Consider the following 13,629-nt stretch of genomic DNA (forward strand, 5'->3'; position numbering starts at 1 on the left):
CTCGATGGCTCGCTAGCCCCGTTCTTGCCGAGGTGAGATCGAGTGGCCCGCAGGGCCTATCGAGAGCTCGCTCGGTTCCGCGCGCCAACGCATCCCTCGATACGGGCTCTCGATACGCCGCTGACGCAGCTACTCGATCCCTACTCGGGACGAACGGAGTGGGTTAGCGAACCGGTGAGGCGGCAGCGTTGGCGGACGGGCGGCGCAGGACGAGGGTGACGATGATCACCAGCGCGGTCGCCGCCATCAGCCCCGCGAGCAGGAACGCCGCGCCACGGAGTGGGTTAGCGAACCGGTGAGGCGGCAGCGTTGGCGGACGGGCGGCGCAGGACGAGGGTGACGATGATCACCAGCGCGGTCGCCGCCATCAGCCCCGCGAGCAGGAACGCCGCGCCGGGGAAGCCGTGGTCGGTGCCTGCGGCGAGGGCCTGGCTGAGCACCAGTGGGCCGATGATCGAGGCGACGCTCGACATGCTCGAGATGCCGCCTTGCAGCGCGCCCTGGCGATCGGCGTCGACCATGTGCGACAGCAACGCGTTCATCGCCGGGAAGACGAAGCCCTGGAACGCGCCGGCGACGAACAGCGCATAGACCATCCAGCCCTGGGTGACGAAGGCCAGCGCGGTAAAAGCCACCGCGCCCGAAACCAGCCCGATGACGACGGTGACGCGTTCGCCGAAGCGCGCGATCGCGCGGCCGGTGAGGGTCATCTGCACCAACGCCATGCACAGCCCGGTGAACGCCAGCGACCAACCGATCGCGCGCGCATCCCAGCCGAGCCGGATCGTCGCCCAGAACGACCAGGTGGCGGGGTAGACCATGTGCGCGAGCTGCCACAGGAACCACGCGCCGAGCAGCGCGGCGGCGTTGCCCGCGGCGAACAACGGGCGGAACGCGCCGACGATGTTGGCGGCCCGCCAATCGAACGGACGGCGGTTTTCGGGGGCGAGCGTTTCCGGCAGCGCGACCATCATGGTCAGCGCGTTGATCGCGGCGAGCAGCCCCGCGGCGACGAACGGCGCCCGCGGGCCGAGGCCGGCGAGCAGCCCGCCGATCGCGGGGCCGATGATGAAGCCCATCCCGAATGCCGCGCCGATCAGACCGAACGTCGCGCCACGTTTCGCAGGCGGGGTGACGTCGCTCAGCACCGCCATCGCGGGCGCATAGACTGCGCCCGCGATCCCCGCGATCGCGCGCCCGACGAACAGCCAGGCGAGCGTCGGGGCGAGCGCCATCAGTCCGTAATCGATCGCGAAGGCGAGCATCGACGCGATCAGCACTCGGCGACGACCAAAGCGATCGCCGAGGCTGCCCATGATCGGCCCCGCGACGAACTGCGTCGCCGAGAACAGCACCAACATATAGCCGGCCAGCCGCGCACCCTGTTCGAGATCGACATGGCCGAGCTCGGTGATCAGCCGCGGCAGCACCGGGATGACGATGCCGAATCCGATCGTGTCGATCAGCACCGCGGCGAGCACGATCGGCACGGCCTTGTTGTCGAAGCGCATCGATGGTCCCCCTGCATGCGACCTACCGCATGCGCTGAAGCGGTTCATCCGCGAAATGGCAGCGGGAGGGAAGGGGGCTGGCATTCCCCCCCCACAAGGCAGACGTGGCGCGGCGCGCCGCTCAAGCGAAACCTTTGCGAGAGCTTCCCGTCACCCCGGACTCGATCCGGGGTCCCGCTTTGCAGCGAAGCCAATGTCTTGACCTCCCAAAGCTCAGCGGGACCCCGGATCAAGTCCGGGGTGACGAAGATGGATGGGCTACCGCAACTTTCGCGTAGCGCTCCCCAAGCGAGGAGGCATCGCTTGTAAACCACCATTGCCTTTGCATCGGGGCGCGATCCGTGCGACATCGACGCCATACCCGATCTTCAGATTGACGTGCAGGAGAGACCGAATGGCGACCGCCGCCGAACTCGACACCACGACCTCGCCACTGGATGCGTTCCGTACCGAGGTGCGCGACTGGCTGGCCGCCAATTTCCCGGCGTCGCTGGCGCACAAGGACAACGCGATGTCCGCGATCGACGGACCGAGCGAGCATAGCGCGGAGGAAGCCGCGTGGCAGAAGGCGATGGGCGACAAGGGGTGGGGCGTTCCGACCTGGCCGACGCAATATGGCGGCGGCGGGCTCGAGCGCGATCAGGTGCGGGTGCTGCAGGACGAGATGGCGCGGATCGGTGCGTGGAACCCGATCGGCGGCATGGGCGTGATGATGTTCGGCCCGACGCTGCTGGAATATGGCACCGAGGCGCAGAAGCAGGAGCATATCCCCCGGATCGCGCGCAACGAGGTGCGCTGGTGCCAGGGCTATTCGGAGCCGGGCGCGGGATCGGATCTCGCGTCGCTGCAGATGTTCGCCGAGGACAAGGGCGACCATTATCTCGTCAACGGCCAGAAGACCTGGACCTCGGGCGGGCAATGGGCGGACAAGTGCTTCGCGTTGGTGCGGACCGACAAGACCCAGAAGCATGCGGGTATCAGCTTCTTGCTGATCGACATGGATGCCGAGGGCGTCGAGGTGAAGCCGATCCGGCTGATCTCCGGCGCGTCGCCGTTCTGCGAGACGTTCTTCACCAACGTGAAGGTGCCGAAGGAGAATCTGGTCGGGCAGGAAGGGCAGGGCTGGACGATCGGCACCCGCCTGCTCCAGCACGAGCGGTCGAGCCTGTCGGGCGGGGGCGGCAGCGCCGGGCGGATGATGGCAGGCAAGCCGGTCAGCGCACTCGCCAAGGAATATCGCGGCGAGGTCGACGGCAAGATCGCCGATAGCGACCTGCGGATGCGGATCGTCCGTCACGAGATGGACACCCGGGCGTTCATGCTGACGCTGCGCCGCGCCGCGCTGGATGCCAAATCGAACCAGGGGCCGTCCGCTGCGACGTCGATCATGAAGAATGTCGGCGCGCGGATCACCCAGGACAAGGCGGAGCTGGGCGTCGAGATCATGGGCATGAACGGCGTCGGCTGGGAGGGCGAAGGCTTCACCGAGGCCGAGCTGTCGCAGACCCGCACCTGGCTGTGGGGCAAGGCGGTATCGATCTACGGCGGATCGACCGAGATCCAGAACAACGTGATCGCCAAGCGCATCCTTGGGATGCTGGATCACCAATAGGTTGGAGAGCGGGGAGAGGCGGGAGGCCGGCAGGACCGGACCTTCCGCCATCCTTGGCTAGCGAGGGGAATGACGAATGGCCGTCCTGAACGACGAACAGACGATGCTGCGCGACATGGCGCGCGAATGGGCCGACAATGAGTCGCCGGTCACCGCCTTTCGCAAGCTGCGCAATGCGGCGACGCCGGGCGGCTTCGATCCCGCGGCGTGGAGCGAGATCGGCCAGATGGGCTGGGGCGGCATCGTCGTGCCCGAAGAGTTCGGCGGATCGGCGTTCGGCTATCTGTCGCTTGGTCTGGTGATCGAGCAGCTCGGCCGCAACTTGGCGGCGACGCCGCTCGCCTCGACCGGGCCGGCGGCGACCGCGATCGCGATGGGATCGTCTGACGCGGCCAAGAAGGACTGGCTGGAGAAGATCGCGTCGGGCGAGGTGGTGGCGACGCTGGCGATCGACGAGGGGCCGATCCACGATCTCGGCAAGATCGCAACGAAGGTCGAGGGCGGGTCGCTGACCGGCACCAAGGCATTCGTGGCGGAAGGAGACACCGCGCAGCTGTTCGTGGTTGCGGCTGTCGATGGGCTGTATCTGGTCGCGGGCGAAGAGGGCGTGACCCGGTCGACCCGCAAGATGGCGGATTCGCGCAGCCATGCGCAGATCGCGTTTGCGGGCGCTCCGGCGGAGCGGCTCGGCGGGCCGGAGCTGACGCGCGCGGTGGTCGATCGCGCGGCGGCGCTGCTGTGCGCGGAGATGCTCGGCATGGCGGAGCAGGCGTTCGCGGTCACCAACGATTATCTGAAGACGCGGGTGCAATTCGGTCAGCCGCTGTCGACGTTCCAGGCGCTGCAGCACCGCATGGCGAAGATGTTCACCGAACTGGAGCTGATGCGGTCGGTGGTCGAGGCGGCGCTGGAGGCGATCGACGCGGGGCGTTCGGACGTCGACCAGGCGGTAAGCCTGGCGAAGGCGGTCGGCGGCGAGACGCTGAAGCTGGTGAGCCGCGAGATGGTGCAGCTGCACGGCGGCATCGGCATGACCGACGAGCACGACGCCGGGCTGTACATGAAGCGCGCGGCGGTGGTCGAGCCGATGTGGGGGAATGCGGCGTATCATCGCGAGCGGTTCGCGCAGCTCAACGGGTATTGAGGCGGGGGCTTGATCTGCGCGGTTGTGGAGTCGGGTCTGTATGGGCCCGCCCGTGCCCTACAACTTGTGCTCTCGCGAAGGCGCGACCGCTGCGAAAGTAGCTGACTTCACCAAATCAGCTCGTCACCGCGGACTCGTTCCGGGGTCCACGGTGCCGCCAAACAAACGGTTTATGCTCCTGCGGAACGGTGGATTACGGAACGAGTCCGGGATGACGGGGCAGTTTTGTAGAACTCCTGCCTAGGCGGGAGCCCAGTGTTGGGTCGCCGCCCTTGCGGGGACACGATGACGGCGGTCCTGCGGATCGACGCGGGGGCAGCTCGGTTGGCTTACGTGGCGTTATCGAAGATTTGGTCTGTTGCAGCGTGATTAGTCGCGTCTGCTGACATGTTTCTTGCCGCCCCAATACCGTAGCATAACGCAACGTTTGTTTCGCTTGACGAGTGCGCCAGCTCACTATCTATTCGAGGATGCGGTACGGAACCATCAAGCGTTCCGGCCGACAGGAGAGGTAGCAATGAGCAAGCGGCATTATATGGCGGCCTGTGCGCTGTCGACATTGGCGATCGCGCTGGCGAGCCCGGTTCAGGCGCAGGTCGGCGGCAGCGCCACCCCGGCGCAGGCGCAGCTCCCCGCAAACGCGCAGGACACCGCCACCGCGGAGGTGCCCAGCACCGTCGATGCAGGTCCCGACATCGTCATCACCGGATCGCTGATCAGGGGATCGTCCGAAGACGCCGCGGCGCCGGTCGACGTGATCTCGGGCGACGAGCTCGCCAAGCAGGGCGCGCCGTCGGCGGTCGACCTGCTGAAGAACCTGCCGACCTCCAACGGCGTGACCGGCGATGCCAACCAGTTCGACAGCCGGTCACAGGGCAACGAGGGCGTCGCCTCGGTCAATCTGCGCGGGCTGGGGCCGCAGCGCACGCTGGTGCTGCTCAACGGCAAGCGGCTGGTGCCGGTCGGCGGCGGCATCCCGATCGTCGACATCAATCTGATCCCGCAGGGCGCGATCGGCCGCGTCGAGGTGCTGAAGGACGGCGCCGCCGCGACTTACGGGTCGGACGCGATCGCGGGCGTGGTCAACTTCATCACCCGCACCGACCAGCAGGGTTTCCTGGCGTCGGGCGACTATCGCTACATCGACGGATCGAAGGGCGATTACGGCGGCGCGGTGAGCTACGGGCATAGCGGCAACGGCTTCCGGATGCTCGCGTCGATCGGCTATCAGCACCGGTCCGAGTTGCGCACCACAGACCGCGACTTCACGATCCAACCCTATGCGAACAATCCGCAGGGTGGCTGGACCGGCGGCGGCAACCCCGGCAACTTCGATTTCAATGCGACCGTGCCATACACCGATCCGTCTGGTCGGCTGTTCACCGGTTATGGCGCGAACGGAGTCGCCAACGGGGTGAACTTCATCCGCGATCTCGGCTGTACCAATTTGGGCGGCTTCCGCAGCGCGCCGGGTTCGTTCGCGCCGACCCCGACCGCGGTCGGGGTGCTCAACCCAGCGACCGATCGCTGCTTCAACAATTACGGCCAGTTCGGCAATCTCGTCGAGCCCGAGGACCGGTTGCAGGCCTATGTCGAGGCTGCGGTCGACATCACCGACAACGTCAAATTCACCGCGAGCGCGCTGTACGGCACCACGTCGACACGGATCACGACGTCGCCGACCTACCTGCCGACGCTGCCGCCATCGGCGAACGCGGCGAGCGGCGGATCGGGGTTCTTCCAGATTCCGACCTATTCGCCGGCGCTGCGCGATTACTGCAACTTCTACGGTGCGCAATCGGGCTGTCTCGCGCCAGCCGGCGTGCCGCTGGCGCCCGCGCTGGCCTTTCCCGTGCTGTTCCGCCCGGCGCTGCTCGGTGGCAATCCGCTGTTCGTCGGGCGCAAGGGCGACGATCGCGGCTCGGCCTATTCGAAGCGGCAGTCGGACCAGATGCGCTTCACCGCGGACCTGTCCTGGGATTTCACTCCCGATCTGAACCTGACCACCAGCGGCACCTATTCGGAATATTACCGCGAGGGCGAGGGCACCGACACGTTCGGCGACCTGCTGCAGAACGCGCTGGCCGGGTTCGGCGGGCCGAACTGCGCCTATGCGAGCACCGCGTCGCGGACCGGGCTGACCGCCGCGCAGGTCGCCGGGCTGGCCGGGACCAACGGTTGTACCTTCTTCAACCCGTTCTCGACCGCAGTGGCTGTCAATCCCGTCACCGGTCAGGTCAACGCCAATTATGCGGGATCGCGCGGCACCAACGGGCTGAGCGTCACGCCGGGCGCGGGGCTGATCAACGATGCCGCGACCTTCGACAATTTCTTCCGCACCACGCGGACGACCTACGACACGCAATTGTTCGTCGGCGACCTGGTGCTGAGCGGCAAGACCGGGATCCGGCTGCCGGGTGGCGACCTCGCCTTCGCCGTCGGCGGCCAGTATCGCCGCAACAAATACAAGGTGAACTACAACAACGACAGCAACCTGGCGGTGAACCCCTGCCCGGGCACTCCGCTGAGTCCCAATGCGATCTGCACCCCGCAGACCGGCGCACTCGGGTTCCTCGGCACCAATCGCAACAATGAATCGGTCGGCGACGTGAAGGCGCTGTTCGCCGAATTGCAGCTGCCGATCATCGAGGCGATCAACCTCCAGCTGTCGGCGCGGTACGAGGATTATGGCAGCGACGTCGGATCGACCTTCAACCCGCAGGCGCGGTTGCGCTTCCAGGTCACCCCGTGGCTGGCGCTGCGCGGCGGCGCGGGCTCGACGTTCCGCGGGCCGCCGGCCCAGCAGCTCGAGGGTAATCTGACCGCGCTGCAGATCATCGGCACGTCGTTCCGCGCGGTCGATATCAGCGGCAACCCGAACCTCGCCCCCGAAAAGGCGAAGACTTATAGCGGCGGCGTGATCGTTCAGGTCGGCGGGCTGAACGCCAGCCTCGACTATTTCCGCTACGACCTGAACGGGCCGATCGAGGGCGAGCCGATCCAGGGCATCGTCAACGCGCTGTTCGGCGCGTCGGGGGCGGCGAACTGCGCCAACCCGACCTACGCCGCGCTGGCCGCACGCTTCACCTTCAACGGCGGCGTCTGCAGCGTCGCCAACGTCCAGCGGCTGCGCACCAACGTGATCAATTCGGCGGACGTCAGCACCTCCGGGCTCGATCTCCAAGCGAGCTATCGCGGCGAGATCGGCGACGGTGCGATCACGGTCGGCGTCAACGGCACCTATGTCATCGACTACAATACCAAGGACATCACGGTCGAAGGCATTGTCGTGCAGCCCGCGTTCGACGGGGTCGGGCTGCTCAACTACCAGACGACGGCGTATCCGCTGCCACAGGTGAAGGGCAATTGGTACGTCCAGGGCGACTTGGGGCTGACCAGCCTGCGCATCCAGTTCAACTATCTGGACGGCTATACCGACCAGCGCGGCGCGGCGATCTTCGGGCCCAATCCGAGCGCACTCGCGGGTGGGTCGGTGACCAGTGGCAAGGAGATCGGTGCGTTCAAGACGATGGATGCGACGCTGCGGGTCGGGCTGCGCACCGGCACGACTCTGGCGCTGTCGGCGCTCAACATCTTCGATCGCGACCCGCCGTTCGCCCGGCTCGACCAGAATTACGATCCGTTCACCGCGTCGCCGCTGGGGTTCACCGCAAAGCTGGCGCTCACCCAGAAGTTCTGACGTCCGGTTCGTTCGGCAATGATTTGCAACGAACCGAATAGTTGACCCGGTCTGGCCCCGCTGCGAGTATCCGCGCAGCGGGGCCTTTGTTTTCGTAAAGCGAGTATGGCGATGACTGGAATTGCGAGCCACCCGGAGATCGCCGCGACGCTGGCACTCAAGCGGCGGGGGATCACGCTGACGCTGCTGACGACCGCCTATTTCTTCAGCTACATGGATCGCCAGATCCTCGCGATCCTCCAGGAACTGATCCGCAAGGACCTGATGCTGAGCGACACCCAATTGGGGCTGCTCGCGGGGTTCGCGTTCGCGATCTTCTACGCCACGCTCGGCATCCCGGTCGCGCGGCTCGCGGATCGTGGCAACCGGGTCAACATCATCGCGATCGCGCTGGCGTTGTGGAGCCTGATGACCGCGGTGTGCGGGCTGGCGCAGAATTTCGTCCAGCTGCTGGCGGCGCGGATCGGCGTCGGCGTCGGGGAAGCGGGGTCGAGCCCGCCAAGCCATTCGATCATCGCCGATCTCTACCCCCCCGAAAAGCGCGCGGGGGCGATGGGGATCTATTCGCTGGGCGTGGTGCTGGGCACCGCGTTCGGAACGATGATCGGCGGTTTCGTCGCGCACCTCTACGGCTGGCGGGTGGCGATGTTCACGGTCGGGCTGCCGGGCATCGCGCTCGCGATCCTGGTCAAGCTGTTCGTGGTCGAACCGCCGCGGGGCATGTCCGAGGCGCAGATCGTCGCCGAGGGGCAGGACAAGGGCGTGATCCCGCCGTTGGGCGAGGGTTTCCGGACGATGCTGGCGAGCGGGCCGGCGTTCAACCTGGTGATGGGCGTGACGATCACGTCGCTGATCGGTTACGGCCATGCGGCGTTCGGTCCGAGTTTCATGCAACGGTCGGTCGGCCTGTCGATGATCGACGTCGCGCGCTACGTCGCGCCGGTCGGTGCGATATGCGGGACGATCTCGGCGGTCGGCGGCGGGTGGCTCGCGAACAAGGTCGCGGCGAAATATGGGCTGCATGCGCAGGCATGGCTGGTGCTGGCGCTGAAATGCATCGGATTGCCGCTGTCGTTCCTGTTCTACTTCTCCAGTGACCCGTATGTCGCGGTACCGCTCTACTGGGTGTCGGTGCTGTTCGTGAGCAGCTATCTCGGGCCCAGCTTCGCGCTGATCCAGGGGCTCGCGCCGCTCAGGATGCGGGCGCTGTGGGCGGCGGTGACGCTGCTGGTGATCAACCTCGTGGGGTTGGGGCTCGGGCCGACCGCGATCGGGGTAATCAGCGACCTGCTGCGGCCGACCTTCGGCGAGGACTCGCTACGCTATGCGATGCTGACCTTCGCCGCGGCGACGCCGTGGGCGCTGTGGCATTATTGGCGGGCGGGGGTGTTGCTGAAGCGCGCGGGGGCTTGAGCGAAGAGTCACAAGAGTCGCACCTATACGCGTGCGGGCGGGGGCGTTTCCGGCAATGTCAAAGAGCGTGGTTCGGTGCGGCACGGCTTACGCTTGCAAGGGTGTGTAGGACAGGCGGGAAGGGGTGGCGGGAACAAAGACCCGCCGCCACCCCGGCGAAGGCCGGGACCCAGGTGCGAAACATGAATTGGCGGCCGCGCCGCTGCTTAACATCGGCCTGCCCACCTGGGCCCCGGCCTTCGCCGGGGTGGGAGTGAAGGTAGGGTGGATTATTCCAGCGCGCGGTCGTCGAAGAGGCCGTAGAGCAGGGTCGACGCGTAGATCGCGATGGCGCGATCGCGGGGCATGGTGCCGGCCCATTTGCGCATGTCGAACGCGGCGTTCTGGAGCGCCATCAGCGTCTGTGCGGCGATCAGCGAATCGACCGGGCGGATCGATCCTTCGGCGATGCCGTCCATCATCGTGCCCGCGAAGCGGCGCGCGATGCGGTTGGACCGATCGACCATCGCAGTGCGGACGTTCGCGGGAAGCCCGCTGAGCGCGGTGGTGCGCAGCAGCGGCGCGCGTTCGGCGAACTGGACGTCGAGCAGCGTGGCGATCGTACTCGACAGGCGCTGCCAATGGGTGCCGCCGAGATCGTCGGCCTGTTGCTGCGCATCGGTGATGGTGTCGAAGCTGCGCTTGTAGCAGGCTATCACCAGATCGTCCTTGGCGTCGAGATGGTGGTAGAAGCTGCCCTTGGTGACGTTCAGCTCGGACGCGATCCGCTGCACCGAGGCACCGCGATAGCCGAGTTCGTTGATCAGCCGCGTCGCCGCGAGCAGGAACGCGGCGCGGCCCGGCTCCGCCTCCTGGTGATCGAGCACCAGCGTGGTCGGCGTCCAGGCGGAGGATCTGCCGGCGATGCCGTGTTCGAACACGTCCATCATCTTGGCCTCGCAGCGGCCATATTGATCGGGTTCGTAGCGCGTCAGCCAGACCGGCAGCCAGAAGGTGTTTTCGAGCAGCACGTGGGCGCGGGCGCCATAGAGATCGGTCTGGGCACGGTTGCCGCTGTTGCCCCACAGGCGGCGGGTGCGGCGGAACACCTCGCGCCAGCCGTTCATCAGCCGGGTGCGATTGGGATCCTCGGTCGCGCGCAGATCCGACAGGATCGCCATCGGTCGTTCCTGCCCGAGCCGGACGCGGTCGAGCCGCGCCATGTTGAGCGACATGTAGCGGCGGACGCGCTCCTGCGGGGTGGGCGCCTCCATCGCGGCGTCGAGCATCACCAGCAGATAGTCGAGCGTGTGTTCGAAGGCGGCGGCGGCAAGGTCTTCCTTGCGCTTGAAGTAATAGGTAACGCTGGTGGTGTTGAGGCCGACGCGGCGTGCGACGTCCGCGAAGGTCATGCCCTTCGCGCTCTGTTCGTTGATCGCTTCTGCCGCTGCGGCCAGTATCGCGTCGCGTTTCGCCCGGAAGCGCTTCGTGCCCGATACTTCGTCGCCGGCCGTTTCTGCCCCGCCCATCCAAGCACAGTATCAGCTTCGTTTCGAAGAGACAGTGTTTTTTCGGCGCGATCCGCGCAGGTGGCAAAAACGCGTTTGCGGGGCGCGCGCGGCGCTTTACCGAATACGCGGTACGGTCTAGACCGCCGCCAACAGACGAGACGACATAGCGGAGAGGCTGCATGGATTTCACGCTCAGCGAACGCGAGACCTATTTTCGGGATCGCGTGAAAAGCTTCATCGATCAGCAGATCAGGCCGCGCCAGGCCGAGCATGACGAGCAGCATCACGAGGGCGAGCGCTGGAAGATCATCCCCGTCATCGAAGAGGTGAAGGAGATCGCCAAGGCGCAGGGCCTGTGGAATTTCTTCATGCCGCCGCATTCGGGCCAGACGCATGTCGACGACAGCTTCGCGTTCGAGGGCACGCAGCTGTCGAACCTGGAATACGCGCTGTGCGCGGAGGAGATGGGCCGGGTCGGCTGGGCATCGGAATGCTTCAATTGCTCGGCCCCCGACACCGGCAACATGGAGGTTCTTCATCGCTACGGTACGCTGGAGCACAAGGAGCGCTGGCTGAAGCCGCTGATGGAAGGAACGATCCGCAGCGCCTTCCTGATGACCGAACCCGCGGTGGCATCGTCGGATGCGACCAATATCGAGACGCAGATGGTGCGCGACGGCGACCATTATGTGATCAACGGTCGCAAATGGTGGTCATCGGGGGTCGGCGATCCGCGCTGCGCGATCGCGATCGTGATGGGCAAGACCAATCCCGACGCCAAGCGCCACAGCCAGCAGAGCCAGATCCTGGTGCCGATGGATGCGCCGGGCGTGAAGATCGAACGCATGCTGTCGGTCTATGGCTATGACCATGCGCCGCACGGCCACGGGCAGGTGCTGCTCGAGAATGTCCGGGTGCCGGTCGAGAACGTGCTGCTCGGCGAGGGACGCGGGTTCGAGATCGCGCAGGGGCGGCTCGGGCCGGGTCGGATCCATCACTGCATGCGCACGATCGGCGTGGCCGAGGTCGCGATCGAGGCGATGGCGAAGCGGTTGCAGAGCCGGGTCGCGTTCGGGCGCAAGATCGCGGAATTCTCCGTATGGGAGGAGCGCATCGCACGCGCACGCATCGACATCGAGATGACGCGACTGCTCTGCCTGAAGGCCGCGGACATGATGGATCGCGCCGGCAACAAATCGGCGCAGCAGGAGATCGCGATGATCAAGGTCCAGGCCCCGACGATGGCGCTGAAGATCCTCGACGACGCGATCCAGGCGCATGGCGGCGGTGGCGTGAGCCAGGACACCGGCCTCGCGCATGCCTGGGCGGCGATGCGGACGCTGCGGTTCGCCGACGGCCCGGACGAGGTCCACAACCGGGCGATCGCCCGGAACGAGTTCGGCAAATATGGCGACTACCGCGCCGACCGGGTGTCGAGCGGGGACGTCGGCGTTTCGAGGTGAGCGTTTTGCCCCGACCCGTTCGCCTCGAGTAGCCGTCGAGCTCGTCGAGACGGCGTATCGAGAGGTCCTCTCTTGGGGCGATGTCTCTCGATACGGGCTCTCGACAAGCTCGATCCCTACTCGAGACGACCGGGGAATGGGGTTGTCGTTCAACACATTCACTTCCGGAGTACCCCATGAAGGCCGCTGTCCTGTTCGAAGCCAAGACCCCCCTCAGCATCGAGGAGGTGACGGTCAGCAAGCCCGGCCCGCGCGAGGTGTTGATCCGCACGGTGGCGGTCGGGGTGTGCCGGTCGGACCTGCACTTCGTCGATGGGGCGTATCCGCATGCGATGCCGACGATCCCCGGCCATGAGGCGGCGGGCGTGGTCGAGGCGGTCGGTGACGATGTCGCGACGGTGAAGGTCGGCGACCACGTCGTCACCTGCCTGTCGGCGTTCTGCGGACATTGCGAATTCTGCGTCACCGGGCACATGTCGCTGTGCCTGGGTGCGGACACCAAGCGCAAGAAGGGCGCGCCGCCGCGGCTGATGCTGGGCGAGACGCCGGTCGCGCAGATGCTCAACCTGTCGGCCTATGCCGAGATGATGCTGGTCCACGAACATGCCTGCGTCGCGATCGACCGGGACATGCCGATGGACCGCGCCGCGCTGATCGGCTGTGCGGTGACGACCGGGGCGGGGGCGGTGTTCAACACCACCGACGTGACGCCGGGGGAGACGGTGTGCGTCGTCGGCTGCGGCGGGATCGGGCTCGCCGCGGTCAACGCCGCCAAGATCGCGGGGGCGGCGAAGATCATCGCGCTCGATCCGGTGGCGGAGAAGCGCGCGGTCGCAGAGAAGCTGGGCGCGACGCATGTGATCGACGCGATGAGCGACACCGCGGCGGACCAGGTCGTCGAGATCTCGCGTGGCGGGGTCCATCACGCGATCGAGGCGGTCGGGCGCCCGCAGTCGGCGGCGACCGCGGTGAAGGTGCTGCGGCGTGGCGGCACCGCGACGATCCTGGGGATGATGCCGCTCGCCGAGAAGGTCGGGCTGTCGGCGCTCGATCTGCTCGCGGGGAAGAAGCTGCAGGGCGGGTTGATGGGATCGAACCGCTTTCCGGTCGACATCCCCCGGCTGGTCGATTTCTACATGCGCGGCGAACTCGATCTCGACACGATCATCGCCGACCGGATGCCGCTGGAGCGGATCAACGACGCGTTCGACGAATTGCGCAAGGGCGATTCCACCCGCAGCGTCATCACCTTCGCCTGAGGAGGACCGCGTGACCGAGACCAGCGCGACCGCGACG

General features: G+C 66.6%; 8 protein-coding genes. 6 read left to right on the forward strand and 2 right to left on the reverse strand.

What is annotated here, in order from left to right; translation table 11 throughout:
* Positions 1–284: 284 nt before the first annotated feature.
* Positions 285–1,511, reverse strand: a complete 1,227-nt coding sequence (locus ACT009_RS00880; protein WP_445192527.1) for a TCR/Tet family MFS transporter — start codon at positions 1,509–1,511, stop codon at positions 285–287.
* Positions 1,512–1,905: 394 nt separating this feature from the next.
* Between ACT009_RS00880 and ACT009_RS00885 the strand changes: the two genes are divergently transcribed.
* The 4 genes from ACT009_RS00885 to ACT009_RS00900 all read left to right on the forward strand — a co-directional run bounded on the left by ACT009_RS00885 (position 1,906) and on the right by ACT009_RS00900 (position 9,380).
* A complete protein-coding gene (locus ACT009_RS00885) occupies positions 1,906–3,123 on the forward strand; it encodes an acyl-CoA dehydrogenase family protein (RefSeq protein WP_445192528.1) in 1,218 nt (405 codons plus the stop codon).
* A gap of 76 nt (positions 3,124–3,199) precedes the next feature.
* Positions 3,200–4,267, forward strand: coding sequence for an acyl-CoA dehydrogenase family protein (locus tag ACT009_RS00890; protein WP_445192529.1), 1,068 nt, complete (start codon positions 3,200–3,202; stop codon positions 4,265–4,267).
* Positions 4,268–4,784: 517 nt separating this feature from the next.
* Positions 4,785–7,967 (forward strand): TonB-dependent receptor domain-containing protein, encoded by a 3,183-nt coding sequence (locus ACT009_RS00895; RefSeq protein WP_445192530.1) that lies wholly within the window; start codon positions 4,785–4,787, stop codon positions 7,965–7,967.
* A gap of 111 nt (positions 7,968–8,078) precedes the next feature.
* Positions 8,079–9,380, forward strand: coding sequence for a spinster family MFS transporter (locus ACT009_RS00900; protein WP_445192531.1), 1,302 nt, complete (start codon positions 8,079–8,081; stop codon positions 9,378–9,380).
* A gap of 269 nt (positions 9,381–9,649) precedes the next feature.
* Here ACT009_RS00900 and ACT009_RS00905 read toward each other — a convergent pair whose 3' ends face one another.
* Positions 9,650–10,888, reverse strand: coding sequence for a TetR/AcrR family transcriptional regulator (locus ACT009_RS00905; protein ID WP_445192532.1), 1,239 nt, complete (start codon positions 10,886–10,888; stop codon positions 9,650–9,652).
* A gap of 161 nt (positions 10,889–11,049) precedes the next feature.
* On the opposite strand from ACT009_RS00905, the gene ACT009_RS00910 reads away from it, so the two are divergent.
* Positions 11,050–12,333, forward strand: coding sequence for an acyl-CoA dehydrogenase family protein (locus ACT009_RS00910; protein WP_445192533.1), 1,284 nt, complete (start codon positions 11,050–11,052; stop codon positions 12,331–12,333).
* A gap of 176 nt (positions 12,334–12,509) precedes the next feature.
* Positions 12,510–13,592, forward strand: coding sequence for a Zn-dependent alcohol dehydrogenase (locus ACT009_RS00915; protein WP_445192534.1), 1,083 nt, complete (start codon positions 12,510–12,512; stop codon positions 13,590–13,592).
* Positions 13,593–13,629: the final 37 nt, after the last annotated feature.

Source organism: Sphingomonas sp. Tas61C01 (genome assembly GCF_052567495.1).

Excerpts from the sequence above, each read along its gene's own strand:
- ACT009_RS00880 (WP_445192527.1), bottom strand. The coding sequence starts at position 1,511 with ATGCGCTTCGACAACAAGGCCGTGCCGATCGTGCTCGCCGCGGTGCTG.
- ACT009_RS00885 (WP_445192528.1), top strand. The coding sequence starts at position 1,906 with ATGGCGACCGCCGCCGAACTCGACACCACGACCTCGCCACTGGATGCG.
- ACT009_RS00890 (WP_445192529.1), top strand. The coding sequence starts at position 3,200 with ATGGCCGTCCTGAACGACGAACAGACGATGCTGCGCGACATGGCGCGC.
- ACT009_RS00895 (WP_445192530.1), top strand. The coding sequence starts at position 4,785 with ATGAGCAAGCGGCATTATATGGCGGCCTGTGCGCTGTCGACATTGGCG.
- ACT009_RS00900 (WP_445192531.1), top strand. The coding sequence starts at position 8,079 with ATGACTGGAATTGCGAGCCACCCGGAGATCGCCGCGACGCTGGCACTC.
- ACT009_RS00905 (WP_445192532.1), bottom strand. The coding sequence starts at position 10,888 with ATGGGCGGGGCAGAAACGGCCGGCGACGAAGTATCGGGCACGAAGCGC.
- ACT009_RS00910 (WP_445192533.1), top strand. The coding sequence starts at position 11,050 with ATGGATTTCACGCTCAGCGAACGCGAGACCTATTTTCGGGATCGCGTG.
- ACT009_RS00915 (WP_445192534.1), top strand. The coding sequence starts at position 12,510 with ATGAAGGCCGCTGTCCTGTTCGAAGCCAAGACCCCCCTCAGCATCGAG.